General features: G+C 67.1%; 14 protein-coding genes. 7 read left to right on the top strand and 7 right to left on the bottom strand.

From position 1 onward, the window contains the following. Positions 1-21: 21 nt before the first annotated feature. Both AC5P74_RS05020 and AC5P74_RS05015 read right to left on the bottom strand, forming a co-directional pair. Positions 22-645: a rhomboid family intramembrane serine protease gene (locus tag AC5P74_RS05020; protein WP_005417591.1), complete on the bottom strand. Its 624-nt coding sequence runs from the start codon at positions 643-645 to the stop codon at positions 22-24. A gap of 7 nt (positions 646-652) precedes the next feature. After that, the gene (locus AC5P74_RS05015) at positions 653-2218 is read right to left on the bottom strand and encodes a POT-type proton-dependent oligopeptide transporter (RefSeq protein ID WP_005417593.1); all 1566 of its coding nucleotides are present in this window, start codon (positions 2216-2218) and stop codon (positions 653-655) included. Between the two features lie 162 nt (positions 2219-2380). Here AC5P74_RS05015 and AC5P74_RS05010 point away from each other — a divergent pair, with 162 nt between their 5' ends. Next, a complete protein-coding gene (locus tag AC5P74_RS05010; RefSeq protein ID WP_032954310.1) occupies positions 2381-3226 on the top strand; it encodes an endonuclease/exonuclease/phosphatase family protein in 846 nt (281 codons plus the stop codon). 131 nt (positions 3227-3357) lie between these two features. On the opposite strand, the gene AC5P74_RS05005 is transcribed toward AC5P74_RS05010, so the two are convergent. Then, a complete protein-coding gene (locus AC5P74_RS05005; protein ID WP_005410310.1) occupies positions 3358-3969 on the bottom strand; it encodes a superoxide dismutase in 612 nt (203 codons plus the stop codon). Between the two features lie 219 nt (positions 3970-4188). Here AC5P74_RS05005 and AC5P74_RS05000 point away from each other — a divergent pair, with 219 nt between their 5' ends. Then, the gene (locus AC5P74_RS05000) at positions 4189-4641 is read left to right on the top strand and encodes a guanyl-specific ribonuclease (protein ID WP_061478000.1); all 453 of its coding nucleotides are present in this window, start codon (positions 4189-4191) and stop codon (positions 4639-4641) included. Next, entirely contained in the window at positions 4641-5054 is a 414-nt protein-coding gene (locus AC5P74_RS04995) for a barstar family protein (protein WP_171957288.1), read from the top strand. The genes AC5P74_RS05000 and AC5P74_RS04995 overlap by 1 nt, the downstream gene beginning before the upstream one ends. A gap of 132 nt (positions 5055-5186) precedes the next feature. On the opposite strand, the gene AC5P74_RS04990 is transcribed toward AC5P74_RS04995, so the two are convergent. Continuing rightward, positions 5187-6944, bottom strand: coding sequence for a hypothetical protein (locus AC5P74_RS04990; RefSeq protein WP_495204840.1), 1758 nt, complete (start codon positions 6942-6944; stop codon positions 5187-5189). Between the two features lie 10 nt (positions 6945-6954). After that, positions 6955-7554, bottom strand: coding sequence for an NfuA family Fe-S biogenesis protein (locus AC5P74_RS04985; RefSeq protein WP_495204841.1), 600 nt, complete (start codon positions 7552-7554; stop codon positions 6955-6957). 90 nt (positions 7555-7644) lie between these two features. Between AC5P74_RS04985 and AC5P74_RS04980 the strand changes: the two genes are divergently transcribed. The 3 genes from AC5P74_RS04980 to zupT all read left to right on the top strand — a co-directional run bounded on the left by AC5P74_RS04980 (position 7645) and on the right by zupT (position 9315). Beyond that, positions 7645-7995 (top strand): 4a-hydroxytetrahydrobiopterin dehydratase, encoded by a 351-nt coding sequence (locus AC5P74_RS04980; RefSeq protein WP_021203009.1) that lies wholly within the window; start codon positions 7645-7647, stop codon positions 7993-7995. After that, complete coding sequence (locus tag AC5P74_RS04975) at positions 7992-8408, top strand: energy transducer TonB (protein WP_053497847.1); 417 nt, start codon at positions 7992-7994, stop codon at positions 8406-8408. Before AC5P74_RS04980 ends, AC5P74_RS04975 begins: the two co-directional genes overlap by 4 nt. A 97-nt stretch (positions 8409-8505) precedes the next feature. Beyond that, positions 8506-9315, top strand: coding sequence for a zinc transporter ZupT (gene zupT / locus AC5P74_RS04970; RefSeq protein ID WP_005417614.1), 810 nt, complete (start codon positions 8506-8508; stop codon positions 9313-9315). A gap of 347 nt (positions 9316-9662) precedes the next feature. On the opposite strand, the gene AC5P74_RS04965 is transcribed toward zupT, so the two are convergent. Next, positions 9663-10637: an RluA family pseudouridine synthase gene (locus tag AC5P74_RS04965; protein WP_031269982.1), complete on the bottom strand. Its 975-nt coding sequence runs from the start codon at positions 10635-10637 to the stop codon at positions 9663-9665. Between the two features lie 408 nt (positions 10638-11045). Here AC5P74_RS04965 and rne point away from each other — a divergent pair, with 408 nt between their 5' ends. Further along, positions 11046-14318, top strand: coding sequence for a ribonuclease E (gene rne, locus AC5P74_RS04960; protein WP_346607544.1), 3273 nt, complete (start codon positions 11046-11048; stop codon positions 14316-14318). Between the two features lie 165 nt (positions 14319-14483). Here rne and AC5P74_RS04955 read toward each other — a convergent pair whose 3' ends face one another. After that, positions 14484-15368 carry an endonuclease/exonuclease/phosphatase family protein gene (locus AC5P74_RS04955; protein ID WP_495204842.1) on the bottom strand — a complete coding sequence of 295 codons (885 nt, stop codon included), beginning with the start codon at positions 15366-15368 and terminating at the stop codon, positions 14484-14486. Between the last annotated feature and the right edge of the window lies 1 nt (position 15369).

Below are 15369 nucleotides of genomic sequence, written 5' to 3'. Positions count from 1 at the left end.
AGGATCCGACCCCGGCACGCTTCAGCCGCCCAGGCGGAAGGTCGGGTTGGAGAGTTCGCGCAGGAAGTGGTTGAAGATGCTCGGCTGCATGGCCAGCATGAAGATCACGCCGAACGCCGCACCTGCCAGGTGCGCGCTGTGGTTGATGCGATCGCCGCCGCGCTTGTCCATCCAGATGCTGTAGCCGACGTAGAACGCGGCATAGATGATCGCCGGTGCCGGGATGAAGAACACCAGGATGATCGACCACGGCTTGATCAGGATGAAGGCGAACAGCACCGCCGACACCGCACCGGATGCCCCGAGGCTGAGGTAGTTCGGATTCTTCTGGTTCTTCAGGTAGCTGGGCAGGATCGAGACCAGCAGCGCGCCGATGTAGAACGCCGGGTAGGTCAGGTAGCTGCCGGTCAACTGCACCATCACGCTCTCGATGAATCCCCCGAAGAAGAACAGGGTGATCATGTTGAAGATCAGGTGCGACCAGTCGGCGTGGATGAAGCCATAGGTCACCAGCCGGTCGTACTGGCGATGGCGGTCGACGGCCGGCGGCCACAGGATCAGGCGGTCGGCCAGCTTGCGGTTGTTGAACGCCATCCACGACAGGATGGCGGTGATGGCGATCAACAGCAGATTGACGGGGGTCATGTCAGGCTCAGGCGCTACGGTAGTTGTCGACCATACGATAGCGTTTCGCGTACCAACCGAAGGCCAACGCCGCGACGAAGGCGAAACCGGCGAAGAAGAACATCAGGAACGCCGCTTCGCTCAGGCCCGTACTGGCGATCCTGTGGGTCACGGCATCGTTGCGCACGGCAGCGTTCGACAGCAGCACCCACAGGTTGCCGATGGTGGTGGTCAGGTTCCAGAAGCTCATCACCACGCCCTTCATCGCCTGCGGCGCCTGGCTGTAGGCGAACTCCAGGCCGGTGGCCGAGACCAGCACCTCACCGAAGGTCAGCAGCGCATACGGCAGCATCTGCCAGAAGATCGACATGGCGTTGCCGCCGTCCATCACCACCTGGATGCCGCCGACCACGATCCAGGCCAGGCCGCTGAAGGCGATGCCGGCGGTCATGCGGCGCAGCGCGGTCGGCTCGAAGCCGAAGCGGCGCAGGGCCGGGTACAGCACCAGGTTGTTGAACGGAATCAGGATCATCACCAGCAGCGGATTCAGTGCCTGCATCTGCGAGGCGGTGAACCAGCTCGGCATCTGCATCTGCTGGCCCTGCAGGACCCAGGTCGAGGCCTTCTGGTCGAACAGCGAGAAGAACGGCGTGGTCAGCGCGAAGATCACCAGCACGCGCAGCACCGAGCGCACGCCTTCCACGGCTTCGGCCGGATGCTGGCCGCGGGCGCGATCGAGCTGCAGCCAGGTGCCACCACCGATGCCCGCCAGGATCGACACCAGCGCCAGGCACAGGCAGATCACGATGCCCAGCGAGCCGACCAGGCCGAACGAGGCTGCAGCCAGCGCCAGGCCGAGCACGGCGATCACCAGGCCCGGACGGCCCTGGCCGGCCACGCGCGTGGTCAGCGCGGTACGCACCACGTTGGCGAACGAATGCGGATCCTTCGGCGGCAGCGGCACCAGCACGTAGCGCTTGCGGCCCAGCCAGAACACGAAGGTAGCAATGAACATCAGGATGCCCGGGATACCGAACGCCCACTGCGGCCCCCAGTTCTTCAGTACCAGCGGGATCAGCAGCGAGGCGAACAGCGAACCGAAGTTGATGATCCAGTAGAAGGCGTCGAAGACGATCTTGGCCAGGTGCTTGTTGCTCTGGTCGAACTGGTCGCCCATGAACGAGGCCACCAGCGGCTTGATGCCACCGGCACCCAGCGCGATCAGGCCCAGGCCGAGGAAGAAGCCCTCGCGGCTGTTCTCGAACAGCGCCAGGCACAGGTGGCCGGCGCAGTAGACCAGGCTGAACCAGAGGATCGTGTGGTACTTGCCGAAGAACCTGTCGGCCAGCCAGCCACCGAGCAGCGGGAAGAAATACACGCCGATCATGAAGCTGTGCATGATGTCCTTGGCTTCACCGGCACGGCCTTCCGCAGTGATTTCCTGCAGCAGCAGCGAGGTGATCAGGAACTGCACCAGGATGTTGCGCATCCCGTAGAAACTGAACCGTTCGCAGGCCTCATTGCCGATGATGTACGGAATCTGGCGCGGCATCTTTCCTTGGCCGGCGATGGGGGCGACTGCGTCGTGGCTCATCCTGTAAGGCATTCCTGCAAAGCGAAAGGCGCAAGGTTACCGGAACCGGGGCTTGCGAAGCACGCTGCAGGGCTGCATGACAACGGTGCCAATCCATGGCAGGCAGTGCAGGCCCTGCCGGAAGTCACGGCACCTGCACGACAAAAGCGTAAACTTATCGTTATGCGCCCCCTCGCCCCCGCCCGCCTCCTGCTCAGCTGTCTCGTGCTGCTGCCGGCGTTGCAGGTACAGGCGCGGCCGCAGGCGCCGGCCGCCGCCAGTGAGAGCGCGCCCCGGCAGCTGACCGTGGCCGCGCTGGAGTTGCCCAGCCGCGATGACGCGCAATGGAAGCAACGCCGCGAGCAGGTCGCACAACTGCTGACTGACCTGCAGCCGGACGTGATCTCGGTGCAGCAGGTGCTGCAGCAGCAAGGCCGCAACCCGGCCTGCTGGCTGGCCAGCCGGCTGCGCTACAGTTGCGACTTCGTCACCGCCGACCCACCCAGCCAGCCACTGCGGCATGGCAACGCCATGCTGACCCGGCTGCCGGTGAGCGAGGACGGCGTGACCCTGCTGCATCCTCCCGGCACCTTCAGTGCGGCCGGCATGATGCGGCTGAAGCTGGGCGAGGCGCTGGTCAACATCTATGTGGCGCGGCTGCGCCCGGACCCGGACGAGGCCACCGCCCGCCAACACCAGACCAGCGACCTGATGACCTGGATCGGCGCCACCGCCGAAGGCATGCCCAGCCTGATCGCGGGCGACTTTTCGGCCAGCACGGTGGAGCTGGTGCGTAGCACGCCCGGCTTCCAGCCGGCACGGCGCAATCCCGGCGGCCGCGCCGAGCCGCCTGCAGCCAGTGGTGGCGGCGCCAGTGGCCACGGCTTGGACGTGCTGTTCCAGGTCAAGCACTTCGGCGGCATCCGCCAGCAGCCGATCCTGCTGCCCGCCGACGGCGACCTGCCCGGACTGCGCCTGGGCGTGTTGGCAACCCTGCGCCTCCAGGACGATACGGCCACTGCCGAATAGGTCGTGCCGGCCGCTGGCCGGCTCCCCGGGGACCACACGATTGCGGGCCAGCGGCCGGCGCTACCGAATGAATCCTGCAACAGGAAAGGCCGGGGTCTCCCCCGGCCTTTCCACTCATCCCATCACCGCAATCAGGCGATCGCTTCCTGGTAACGGCGCTCGACTTCATTCCAGTCGATGACGTTGAAGAACGCGCCGATGTATTCCGGGCGGCGGTTCTGGTACTTCAGGTAGTACGCGTGCTCCCAAACGTCCAGGCCGAGGATCGGCGTGTTGCCTTCCATCAGCGGGCTGTCCTGGTTGCCGGTGCTCTCGACCACGACCTTCTTGTCCGGGGTCACGCTCAGCCACGCCCAGCCGCTGCCGAAACGGGTCAGCGCCGCCTTGGTGAAGGCGTCCTTGAACTTGTCGAAACCGCCCAGGTCCTTGTCGATGGCCTTGGCCACGTCACCCACCGGGTTGCCACCTGCGTTCGGGGCCATCACGGTCCAGAACAGCGAGTGGTTGGCATGGCCACCACCGTTGTTGCGCACCGGACCCTGCAGGTTCTCCGGCAACGACTTGAGCTTCTTCACCAGCTCTTCGACCGGCAGGTCAGCGTATTCGGTGCCTTCCAGCGCCGCGTTGACGTTGTTGATGTAGGTCTGGTGATGCTTGGTGTGATGGATTTCCATCGTCGCCGCATCGATATGCGGCTCCAGCGCGTCGTAGGCGTAGGACAGCTTGGGCAGGGTGTAGGCCATGATGCATCTCCTGATTGCGAGGGCACCCGACGATGTCGGGCGGTGCGCCGTGAATGATGGGGACAGACCCGCAGATTACCAAGGGGGATGTAAAGGAAATTGCGTCCTGCCAGTGAGCACGACGGCAATTGTTACGCAGCAGTGACGCGGCACCCTCCTCATGCGCCATGCAGCGCGCAGGCGCTACAGTGCGTGCACCACCCTCGCCCGCCCCTGCCCATGCGCAACCCCCGGCTGCTGATCACCGCCATCGCCCTGCTGCTGCTCGGCCTGGTCGCCAACCATTTCCTGCAGCGGCCGCCGGCGCCACAGTTCGCACCGGACCTGCAGGGAACACCGACCGCACGGGCCCCTGCCACGGCAACGCCCGGACGGGACAACGGCCTGCCCGCGTTCCTGCCCACCGAAGCACGCCAGACCATTGCCCTGATCCAGCGAGGCGGTCCATTCCCGCACCGCCAGGACGGCACTACCTTCGGCAACCGCGAGCAGCAGCTGCCACAACGTCCGCGTGGCTACTACCGCGAGTACACCGTCGACACCCCCGGTGCACGCACGCGTGGCACGCGCCGCATCGTCACCGGCGGCGATCCGCCGGAGGCGTGGTACTACACCGACGACCACTACGAATCGTTCCGCAGCTTCACCGTACCGGCCCAAGGAGCGCAGTGATGAGCCACGATGATTTCGGCCTCGGCCTGCATGACATCAATAATGCCGGCGTCTATGCCATCGACAGCGATGACATCGGCGCACTGGCCGCAGCAATGCGCGATGCCAGCCTCAAGGTGATCCGCATTGACCTGGAAGGCGTGACGGACAAGCGCACCCTGCTCGCCCGGCTCGCCGCGCAACTGGATTTCCCGGCCGGTTTCGGCGGCAACTGGGATGCACTGTCAGACAATCTGCGTGATCTGCAATGGCTGCCGGCCAACGGCTACGCGCTGTTCCTGGCCGACGTGGATGCACTGCGTGCCAACGCACAGAGGGACTTCGACACCCTGCTGGACGTGATGGATGAAGCCAGCCGCGATTGGGTCGGTCGCGATGTACCGTTCTGGGTGTTCCTGTCACAGAGCGCGTAGGGGCAACGCCCTGGTAGAGGCCGACCTTGGTCGGCATGGGCGTGTCCCCGCATGGATCATCCACGCATGGCGTGGATCTACCCGGCGCAGCTGGATGCACAGTAGATCCACGCCATGCGTGGATGCGCCGTCCTAGCGGCTGCCGTTGTCTTCCTGCAGTTCTTTCTTGAACGGAATGTCCGGCGGCGGCCGTGCCACGGCCGGCTGGTCCTGCATGTTGGGGTTGGTCAGGCCACAGCCACCGCCGGCCTGCAGGATCGAAATGACGCAGGAAATCCTCGTGTTGGTGCCCGGCAGTGGAATCTCCATCGCCTTGACGCCCTTGCGCACCCATTCGGCCAGCAGCGATTCCTGTGGCACCCAGTACTTGTCGAACGACGTCGGCGTGTAGTCGTACGGCGGACGTTTCAGCCATGTGCCCGATTGCGCGATGCGCTCCTTGCTCCAGCCGTCGTTGGCGCCACCGGGCGCACCGCGCTCGGCGTGGCCATCGCCGTCCTGGCCCGGCACGCGCACGCTGCCATCGGCATTGAACAGGCCATTGCCCTTGCCGGCAGTGCTGGCCTGGCGGGCGCCACTGCTGGCACCGTCACGGTTACGGCTGGATGAACCCCAGTCGTCGCCCTTGGCAGGCGTGGCCCAGTTGCCTGGATTGGGCGCCGGGCGCGCTCCGGCGTTTGCCGTGCTGCTGGAGGCCGACGGACGCGTGCTGCTGCTCGTCTGCGCCGCGCTGCCTTGCGCCGCAGCCGCAGGCGTCACGGAGGCACTGCCACTGGAGGATGCCGGTGCCGCCGCCGGTGCCGGGGCCACTTCACGCTCCCGCACCTGTACATCACGGCCGGTGGGCGCGCGTACGGCGGGCTCACGCCCGGCCACCGCCGCCATCCGCACCTGCGGATCGGCCACGGCCTGCACTTCACGTTCACGCACCTGCACGTCCTGCTGTGGCACGCGCACCTGCATTTCAGGGCTGCGCAGCGGTTTGGGTGCGACGGGCGCTTCGACGATGCTGACTTCGCGTTCGCGCACCTGGATGTCACGCACCTGCGGCGTGCGCACGGCCAGTTCCGGGCTGCGCATCTGGCTTGGCGTCGGCGGCGCCTGCACCGGCTGCACGCTGCGCTCGCGCACTACGGGCGTGCTGTCACGCGGTACGACGCTGACTTCGGTTCGAGGCACGCTGACCGGCGGCACCACGAAATCCGTGCTGGCCTGCGCCACCTCGGTGGCCTGGACCGGTGAAGGCGGCGGCGCGGCAACCGGCGCCGGCTCGGCTTCGGCAGGCGGCGGAGGAACACTGGCGGTCGGCGCGGATGCAGGGGAAGATGCGGCGGCTTCGGCAGCCGCCGGGTGCGGGGCAGGAGCTGTGGCGGCACCCGTCTGCTGCCCCGTCGCAACCCGACCTGCCGCAACGGCCGCAGCGACTTCGGCGCCTGGCTGATCGCCCCCGCCTTCCTGGGTCGCGCGGCCGACGAACTCCACCTGCACGCGCTCACCCTCGGCACCCTCTTCGTCTGGCGCAGTGGTGCGGATCACCGCCACCCACAGCAGCAGCATGAAGAACAGCAGGTGCAGCAGTGCGCTGATCAGTGCCGAGGTCCAGCGCATCCAGCGCTGGTCGCGCGGCGCAGCGTCCCAGTCCTGCCAGAACAGACGGCGCAACGCTTGCCACAGCGACAGCTGCGGCGATTGGCCTGGCCGGCCGGGCAGCGGACGCGGCAGCAACACCGCAATTACTTCGCCGGCATGCAACGGCCGCGGCAGCGGCCCCAGCGAGCGCAGCCACAACGCCCAGCCATAAGGCAGGCGCGTGGTCTTCTCAAGGACGGCGCGGGGCTGCTGGCGGGCCAGCAGCAGATCGATGAGTTGCTCGGCCCGGGTCAGAGGCACGCGTCAGCGATCAGGCGACGTTGTCGCGCGGAATGTACGGCGCGTGGCCGCTGTCGTGGTCGGTCGCGTCGCGCACGGCGGTCACGCCCGGCACGCGGCCCATCAGGGTCTTTTCGATGCCCTGCTTGAGCGTCACGTCGGCCATGCCGCAGCCCTGGCAGCCACCACCGAAGCGCAGCAGCACCACGCCGTCGGCCGAGACTTCCTGCACGGCCACCTTGCCGCCATGCGAGGCCAGCTGCGGATTGACTTCGTTCTCCACCACCCAGTGCACGCGCTCGACCAGCGAGGCCTCATCACCGGGCGCTTCACCCTTGATGCGCGGCGCCTTGATGGTCAACTGCTGGGCACCGGCGGTGCCGGCGACGATGTCGATCTCTGCGCCGTCGAGCCAGCCAACGCTGCCGGCATCGACATAGAGGGTGAAGCCATCGCAGTCCACCGCCCACTCGTCGCCCAGCAGGTCGGTGGGTTCGGCGAATTCCAGCCGGGCGTCGGCGCGCGGGGTACCGGGGTCGACCGCGCTCAGGCGCACGCCCATGCCAGGCACGCCCTCGCGTTCGATCAGCTTGCGGAAATGGGTCTGGGCAGTGTCGGAGATCTGGATCATCAGGCTATTCTAGCCAAGTAAGCGTCAGCCGCTCATTCGGTTTATACACCGTCCGGCGCATTGTTCAGTCAACACGAGGTGGAGATTCCCATGGCCGACCTGATTCCACTGGCCCAGGCCCGTTGCGTGCCACGCAAAGGCAGCGACCACAAGCTCGGCGAAGCCCGCCTGGCCGAACTGCTGCCGCAGGTTCCCGGCTGGGAGCTGAGCGAGGGCGGGCAGGCCCTGACGCGCACCTTCCGCTTCAAGGATTACTACGCCACCATGGCCTTCGTGAACGCTCTGGCCTGGATTGCCCATCGCGAGGACCACCATCCGGACCTGGGCGTGCACTACGACCGCGCGGTCGTGCGCTTTTCCACCCACGACGTGGGTGGCCTGAGCGAGAACGACTTCATCTGCGCGGCAAAGACTTCGGCCCTGACGGAGCAACTGCCATGAACGTACGCTTGCTGAGCCTGTCCCTGATCGCTGCGACCGGCCTGGCCGGCTGTGGTTCATCCGAACCGCCGGCACCGCCACCGCCTCCGCCGACCGAAGTCGCAGCGGTGAAGACGCCGCCGCCGCAGTACCCGCTTGAACTGGCCTGCATGGGCGTGGGCGGCACCAGTACGTTCAAGGTGACCATCGGCACCGACGGGAAGCCGAGCGAAGTGGCCCTGCTGACTGGCGCCGGCAACCCGCAGCTGGACGAGCTGGCCAAGACTGCCGTGCAGGGCTGGCAGTTCAATGCCGCCACCCGCAACGGCCAGCCGGTGCCGGCCACCATCCAGGTGCCGGTCAGCTTCAACCCGCCGCAGCCGAAGCCGGACCAGTGCTTCGCCATTGAAGAGCGCCTGCGCCGCGGCGGCTGATCGCACGCACCCGACGAGGCCAGCCGGCGCCCGCCTCGCCCTCGCCGCCCCGGCCCTGTCCGGGGCGGCTGTCTGTTGACCAGGACTGCGTCGGTAGATGCTGCAGATTCCCCCCGAAAACATCTGGATTGCGCTGGCGGTCACCCTCGCGGCCGGCCTCGCCACTGCGATCGGCAGCCTGCTGGTGCTGTTCTCGCGCCGCCCCAACCCGCGCCTGCTGGCCTTTGGCCTGGCCTTCGCCGGCGGCGCGATGGTCTATGTGTCGCTGTCGGAAATCCTCAACAAGTCCATTGCTTCGTTCGCACTGGCCCATGGCGAGCGCACCGGTTTCACCTACGGCACCCTCGCGTTCCTGCTGGGCGTGATCGTGATCGTGCTGATCGACCACTTCATTCCCAACCCGCATGACAGCCTGGACAAGCAGGATCCCGCGTTCCGCGAGAACAGCCGCGAGTACCTGAAGCGGGTCGCGCTGCTGACTTCCGTCGCGATCACCGCGCACAATTTCCCGGAAGGGCTGGCGACCTTCTTCGCCACGCTGGAAAGCCCGTCGGTGGGCATGCCACTGGCCTTTGCGATTGCCATCCACAACATCCCCGAGGGCATCGCGATCGCGGTGCCGGTGTACTTCGCCACCCAGAACAAGGCCTATGCATTCAGCGCCAGCCTGCTGTCGGGTCTGGCCGAGCCGGTGGGCGCGGCGCTCGGCTACTGGTTGCTGTCCGGGTCGCTTTCGCACGCCACCTTCGGCTGGGTGTTCGGGCTGATTGCCGGCGTGATGGTGTTCCTGGCACTGGATGAACTGCTGCCGGCCGCCAAGCGCTATGCGAAGGGCCACGAGACCGTTTATGGGCTGGTGGCGGGCATGGGCACGCTGGCGATCAGCCTGGTGCTGTTCAAGTGGTGAGGGGTTTGCAGCCAACGGGCTGAGCCCCCTCGCGGCTGGTACGTCCCACAGTATCGAGAGGTCACGGGCGGGTATGGGCCTACGCTGCGGATGTCCGGGTCCTCCTTGTAGCGAGCCGAGCACCGCAGGTCCGGCGAGGGCGAAGAGGCGCGGGTGTCTGAGCGCAGCGAGTTCCGCGCCGTCCCTCGGCGGACCGAGGAGCGCAGGGCACCGGCGCGCGGCGCCGGCTCGCGGATGGCGGCGTGTTTCTTTGGTTACTTTCTTTGCACGAGCAAAGAAAGTGACAAGCCCACTCTCCGCAGGGAAGCGACGGCGCCGACCAAGCACCCGGCGCCGCCGAACCGCCGTCAGCGCAGCCGGTCCAGCGCCTCGACCAGCTCATCGGCCAGCGGCGCGTTCAGCACATACGGACTCTTGCCGTCGTCCAGTGCAAACTCCAGCGAGGCCGCGTGCAGAAACAGTCGCTTCAGTCCGATCTGCTCACGAAGCCGCTTGTTGACCGCAGGATCGCCGTATTTGTCGTCACCGGCCACCGGATGGCCCAGATGCTGGGCATGCACGCGGATCTGATGGGTGCGGCCGGTTTCGATGCGCACCTCGCAGTACGAATGGCCGCCGCGGCGCTCCAGCACCCGGAAGTGACTGATCGATTCCTTGCCGATCGCATTGACCTGTACATGGCGCTCGCCGCCCTGGCGCAGGCCCACGTGCAGCGGCGCGTCGACGGTCATCACGCCGTCCGGCATGCGGCCGGCCAGCAGGGTCAGATAGCGCTTGCGGATGCCGGCGCCGTGGTCTTCACGCAACAGCGCCTGCAGTTCGCTCAGTGCCGAACGCTTCTTGGCCACGATCAGCAGGCCCGAGGTGTCGCGATCCAGCCGATGGACCAGCTCCAGTGTCTGTCCCGGGCGCAAGGCGCGCAGGGTCTCGATGGCACCGAAGCTGATGCCGCTGCCGCCGTGGCTGGCCACGCCGGAGGGCTTGTTCAGGGCCAGCAGCCGGGCGTCCTCGAAGACGATGGCCTGCTCCAGGCGGCGCATGAACGCCTCTGGCGGACCGGCCTTGTCTCCTTCCTCGCTGAGACGGACCGGCGGCACACGCACCTCATCGCCCGCCTCCAGCTTGCGCTCGGCCTTGGCGCGGCCGCCGTTCACCCGAACCTGCCCACTGCGCACCAGCTTGTACACCAGACTGCGCGGGGCTCCCTTCAGCTGGCCGAGCAGGAAGTTGTCCAGGCGCTGGCCGGCGCGGTCGGCGGGAACGGTGATCATGCGCACGGAAGGCTTGTCGCCAGCGGGTTTGGTCGGGTCTTGGGCGGTCATCAGGCTGTTTATTCTGTTACACTCGGGGGGCGAGATAAGGGATTGATTTCGTTGGAAGTTACTCAGGGCCAGAAGCCCAGCTTCCGACGAATCCGGCACAGTGCGCGACCACCGCCCGCGGGGCGGCCATGTTAGCGGCTCACCGGCCTTCCCGGCCATCGCCGGATGCCTGACACGCAACCGTGCTGAACATGTCCCGCGTGGCGCTCCAGCCTGGCTGACAGCTGCCTGCGGCCCTGCAACACCCAAAAACCCATAAGAGTGAAGCGCTCCCGCGGCCTGCCGTGGTGTCGTAGCGCTGGAAACCCAAGCCGCCCTCCCCGCGCTTGCGCGAATGGGCGGCGAGCCGTGTCCAGAGGCGAAACCCCATGGCGTTCCGCGCGGTAGCCGCTTGCGAGGAACGCAACAATGAAGCGAATGCTGATCAACGCCACGCAGGCTGAAGAGCTGCGTGTTGCCATCGTGGATGGCCAGTCGTTGTATGACATCGACATCGAACAGCCGTCGAAGGAACAGAAGAAGTCCAACATCTACAAGGGCCGGATCTTCCGCATCGAGCCCTCGCTGGAAGCCGCCTTCGTCGAGTATGGCGGTGGCCGCCATGGCTTCCTGCCGCTGAAGGAGATTTCCCGCGACTACTTCCAGGCCGGTGTCGACCACAACAAGGCCGGTATCCGCGAGCTGCTGAAGGAAGGCCAGGAGATCGTTGTCCAGGTCGACAAGGAAGAGCGTGGCAACAAGGGCGCCGCCCTGACCACGTTCATCTCGCTGGCCGGCCGCTACATGGTGCTGATGCCGAACTCGCCCAGCGCCGGCGGTGTGTCCCGCCGCATCGAGGGCGAAGACCGTGCCGCGCTGAAGGAGGCCCTGGACAAGCTGAACATTCCCGACGACATGGGGGTGATCATCCGCACCGCCGGCGTCGGTCGCGATGCGGAAGAGCTGCAGTGGGACCTGGACTACCTGCTCAACGTCTGGCGCGCCATCGCCGAAGCCGCACTGAGCAAGCCGGCCCCGTTCCTGATCTACCAGGAATCACGCCTGATCGTGCGCGCCCTGCGTGACTACCTGCGCGCCGACATCGGCGAGATCCTGGTGGACACCGAGGAGATGTACGAGCACGCCCGCGAGTTCATGCAGCAGGTGATGCCGCAGACCCTGCGCAAGCTCAAGCACTACAAGGACGACATCCCGCTGTTCAACCGCTTCCAGATCGAGTCGCAGATCGAAGGTGCCTACGAGCGCAACGTGCGCCTGCCGTCGGGTGGCTCGATCGTGGTCGACCAGACCGAAGCACTGACCGCAGTCGACGTGAACTCCTCGCGCGCCACCAAGGGCAGCGACATCGAGGACACCGCGTTCCAGACCAACCTGGAAGCGGCCGAGGAAGTGGCTCGCCAACTGCGCCTGCGCGACCTGGGCGGCCTGGTGGTGATCGACTTCATCGACATGGCCTCCAACAAGCACCAGCGCGAGGTCGAGAACCGCCTGGCCAACGCGCTGAAGTACGACCGTGCCCGCGTGCAGGTCGGCCGCATCTCGCGCTTCGGCCTGCTGGAAATGAGCCGCCAGCGCCTGCGCCCGAGCCTGGGCGAATCCAGCCAGATCGTCTGCCCGCGTTGCGACGGCCACGGCCGCATGCGCAGCGTCGAGTCGCTGTCGCTGTCGATCATCCGCGTCGCCGAAGAGCACGCGATGAAGGAGAACACCGGGCAGGTGCTGGTCCAGGCGCCGGTGGAGATCGCCAACTACCTGTTGAACGAGAAGCGCAGCGCCCTGCGCGAGATCGAGCAGCGCCACGAAGCGCCGATCGTGATCGTAGCCGACGAGCAGCTGCACACCCCGCACTATGCCGTCACCCGCCTGCGTGAGAACGAGCTGGGTGAAGAGAGCAGCAAGCCCAGCTACCAGCGCGGCACCCCGCGCAAGCTGCCGGTGCACGCCCTGACCAAGGGCCAGCTGAACATCCCGCCGCCGGCAGTGACCCAGGTCAAGCACACCTCTCCCGCCCCGGTGCGCGAGGAAGCGGCTCCGGCTGCAGCCGCTCCGGCTCCGGTCGTGGCAGCGCCAGTGGCGCCGGCTCCGAGTGGCGGCGTGATTGGTTGGCTCAAGCGCGTGTTCGGTGGCGAGCCGGCACCGGCGCCGGCTCCGGCCGCCCCGGCTCCGCGCCAGCAGCAGGACGGTGGTCGCAAGGACCGCAACAAGGATCGCAACAAGGATCGCAAGGACCGTCGCGACGAAAACCGTGGCAACGGTGGCAACGGCAACGCGCAGCAGCAGAAGGATGGCGGCAACCGCAAGGACCGTGCTGAGCAGCGCAACAAGGACGGCCGCAACAACGGCAACGCCCAGCAGCAGCCGCAGCAGGGCAGGCAGAAAGAGCCGCAGCAGAAGGATGGCCAGCAGCAGCCGCAGCAGCAGAACAAGCCGCGCAACGAGCAGCAGGGCCAGAACCAGAACCAGAACCAGCCGAAGCTGAAGCAGCCCAAGCAGCCGCGCCAGCAGCAGGACGGTGACAAGCCGGCCGAAAAGCCGCAGCGCAGCGCCGCCGAGTTGCCGTCCGAGGCCGTGGCGGCAGCCGTAGCCGCTACGGCCGTCGCTGCCAACGTCGTGACCGCGCAGGAAGCCACTGCGCCGGTTGCACCGGCTGCCTCCGCTCCGGCGGAAGTCACTGCACCGGCCGACAGCACTGCCAACGCCGGCAATGAGGCCGAGGCGATTGCCGTGACCGGTGAAGAGGCTGCCCTCGACGCCAACGGCGAGCAGGCCGGTGAAGGCGCAACCCGCCGCCGCCGTGGCCGTCGTGGTGGCCGTCGCCGCCGTCGTGGTGGCGCCGAGAACGCTGCCGGCAGCGATGGCCTGGGCGATGATCAGGACGACGCGGACGACGGTGATGACACCGATGCCGCTGATGTCGCCGGGCAGAGCAACGACAGCGTTGCCGGGACCACTCCGGTGGCCGCGGCACAGCCGGCGCGTTCGCAGCCGGAGTTCGAATTCGATGACGAAGCCGAACCGACCGCTGCCGAAGCCGAGAAGCCGGTCCGCGCCGCCGCCGCTGCTGTCGCCGCGCCGGTCGCAGTGGTGAGCAGCGCCGTGATCGACGCTCCTGCACCGGTCGTGGCGAAGGTACAGGCTCCGGTCGAAGCCGTCGCCAAGGCCGAACCGGCGGCGTCGCCGGTGCAGACCAGCATGCTTGATGCCATCGACGCTGCAACCCCGGCCCAGCCAGCGGTAGCAGCAGCCCCGGCGGTCGAAGCGAAGCCGGTGGTGGTTGAGGCTGCCCCGGTCGCTGAAGCCACTGCGGTGGTCGAAGTGAAGTCGGCCGAGGCCGAGGCCGAGGCTGTTGCGGTCGTGGAATCGATGCCGGAGATCGCTGAAGCCGCTCCGGCGGTCGAAGCCAAGCCGCTGGCCGTTGAGGCTGCCCCGGTGGCGGAAGCCGCTCCTGCGGTTGAAGCCAAACCGGTCGTCGAGACCGCACCGGTCACCGAACAGCCGGTCGCGCCGGTGGCAGTTGAAGCGGCACCGGTGGAAGCTGCGGCCCCGGTCGCCGATGCAGTGGTGACACCGTCGATCGATCCGGTCGCCGATGGCCACGCCGATGCGGCAGCCCAGGCGGCCGAAGCCAAGGCCGACGAAGAAGGCGAAGAAGGCGCCAAGCGCACGCCGCCGGCGAACTGATCGCGCCTTGATCGCGTGAAAAAGCGGCGGGGATCGATGATCCCCGCCGCTTCTGTTTGTGCGCCAGGCGCGTGCAGCGCTCTGGGAGGCCAACCCTGGTCGGCGCCGTTGTTGGAGCGAACGCGGACACGTCCGTGCCAACCCAGGGTGGCACCTACCAGGACATCAGCGCGTCGGAGCGAACTGCAGGCGGGTCCACACACCGTAGTGGTCCGAGGCCCAGCGACCGCTGTCATCGGGCTGGTCGAACAGGAGCTTGGCCTCACGTGCAACCATCGCGTCCTGCTGGAAGAAGATGTGGTCGATCCGCGAGGCCACCGGGTAGTAGTGCCTGTTCAGCGTACTGACCCCGGCCAGGTCGGTGTTGACGTGCACGCTGCCGTAGCTGTCACCGTAATGGCTGCGCAGCTCGCTCAGGTCACTGGCATCGACCAGTGCGTTGAAGTCGCCCGCGATCACCACCGGTGCGCCGGCCGAGGTGCTGGCGATGAAGCGCAGCAGGTCCTCGACCTGGGTGCGACGGATGCGCTGGCCATTCTCGTCGCTGCGCTCGTTGAGGTGGGTGGCATAGACGTTGACCGCCTTGCCGTCCACATCGATACGCAGATGGGCGACCGTCCGATAATCGTCCAGCGGCCGCAACAGGTGCTCACCTTGGGCGAGGATCGGGCGCCGGCTCAGCAGCGCGTTGCCGTAACGTTTCGGCGCGCCCACCGGATCGGTGGAGACGAAGATGTACCTGTAGCCCAGCTGGCTGGCCAGCCACTGTGCCTGGTTGCGCACGTTACGGCGTTGGATCACCTCCTGCAGGGCAACCGCATCCGGCTGCAGGCGCTTGAGTTCGGCCAGGATGGTGCGGCGGCGGCTCGGCCAGTCCTCGCGGTCGTGATGCAGGTTGAAGGTCACCATGCTCATGCCTGGCGCGCTGGCGACGTCAGCCGCCGTCGCGGCGGTTGGCACGGCTGCCATCACCGCACCCGGCAATGCCAATGCAATGGCCAGTCCCAGGGCACGCACGGCCGTGCGCACCCTTGCCCCCTGCTGCTTCATC

The organism is Stenotrophomonas sp. YJH_SMC_94-11 (assembly GCF_059370435.1).
Note: the sequence above shows the minus strand (reverse complement) of the source record. Positions and strands in the feature narration are given on the sequence as shown.

Coding starts and splice junctions, on each gene's coding strand:
- AC5P74_RS04980 (WP_021203009.1), top strand. CDS start 7,645: ATGGCCGACCTGATTCCACTGGCCCAGGCCCGTTGCGTGCCACGCAAA.
- AC5P74_RS05015 (WP_005417593.1), bottom strand. CDS start 2,218: ATGAGCCACGACGCAGTCGCCCCCATCGCCGGCCAAGGAAAGATGCCG.
- AC5P74_RS04955 (WP_495204842.1), bottom strand. CDS start 15,368: ATGAAGCAGCAGGGGGCAAGGGTGCGCACGGCCGTGCGTGCCCTGGGA.
- rne (WP_346607544.1), top strand. CDS start 11,046: ATGAAGCGAATGCTGATCAACGCCACGCAGGCTGAAGAGCTGCGTGTT.
- AC5P74_RS05020 (WP_005417591.1), bottom strand. CDS start 645: ATGACCCCCGTCAATCTGCTGTTGATCGCCATCACCGCCATCCTGTCG.
- AC5P74_RS05010 (WP_032954310.1), top strand. CDS start 2,381: ATGCGCCCCCTCGCCCCCGCCCGCCTCCTGCTCAGCTGTCTCGTGCTG.
- AC5P74_RS04985 (WP_495204841.1), bottom strand. CDS start 7,554: ATGATCCAGATCTCCGACACTGCCCAGACCCATTTCCGCAAGCTGATC.
- AC5P74_RS04995 (WP_171957288.1), top strand. CDS start 4,641: ATGAGCCACGATGATTTCGGCCTCGGCCTGCATGACATCAATAATGCC.
- AC5P74_RS04965 (WP_031269982.1), bottom strand. CDS start 10,637: ATGACCGCCCAAGACCCGACCAAACCCGCTGGCGACAAGCCTTCCGTG.
- AC5P74_RS04975 (WP_053497847.1), top strand. CDS start 7,992: ATGAACGTACGCTTGCTGAGCCTGTCCCTGATCGCTGCGACCGGCCTG.
- zupT (WP_005417614.1), top strand. CDS start 8,506: ATGCTGCAGATTCCCCCCGAAAACATCTGGATTGCGCTGGCGGTCACC.
- AC5P74_RS05000 (WP_061478000.1), top strand. CDS start 4,189: ATGCGCAACCCCCGGCTGCTGATCACCGCCATCGCCCTGCTGCTGCTC.
- AC5P74_RS05005 (WP_005410310.1), bottom strand. CDS start 3,969: ATGGCCTACACCCTGCCCAAGCTGTCCTACGCCTACGACGCGCTGGAG.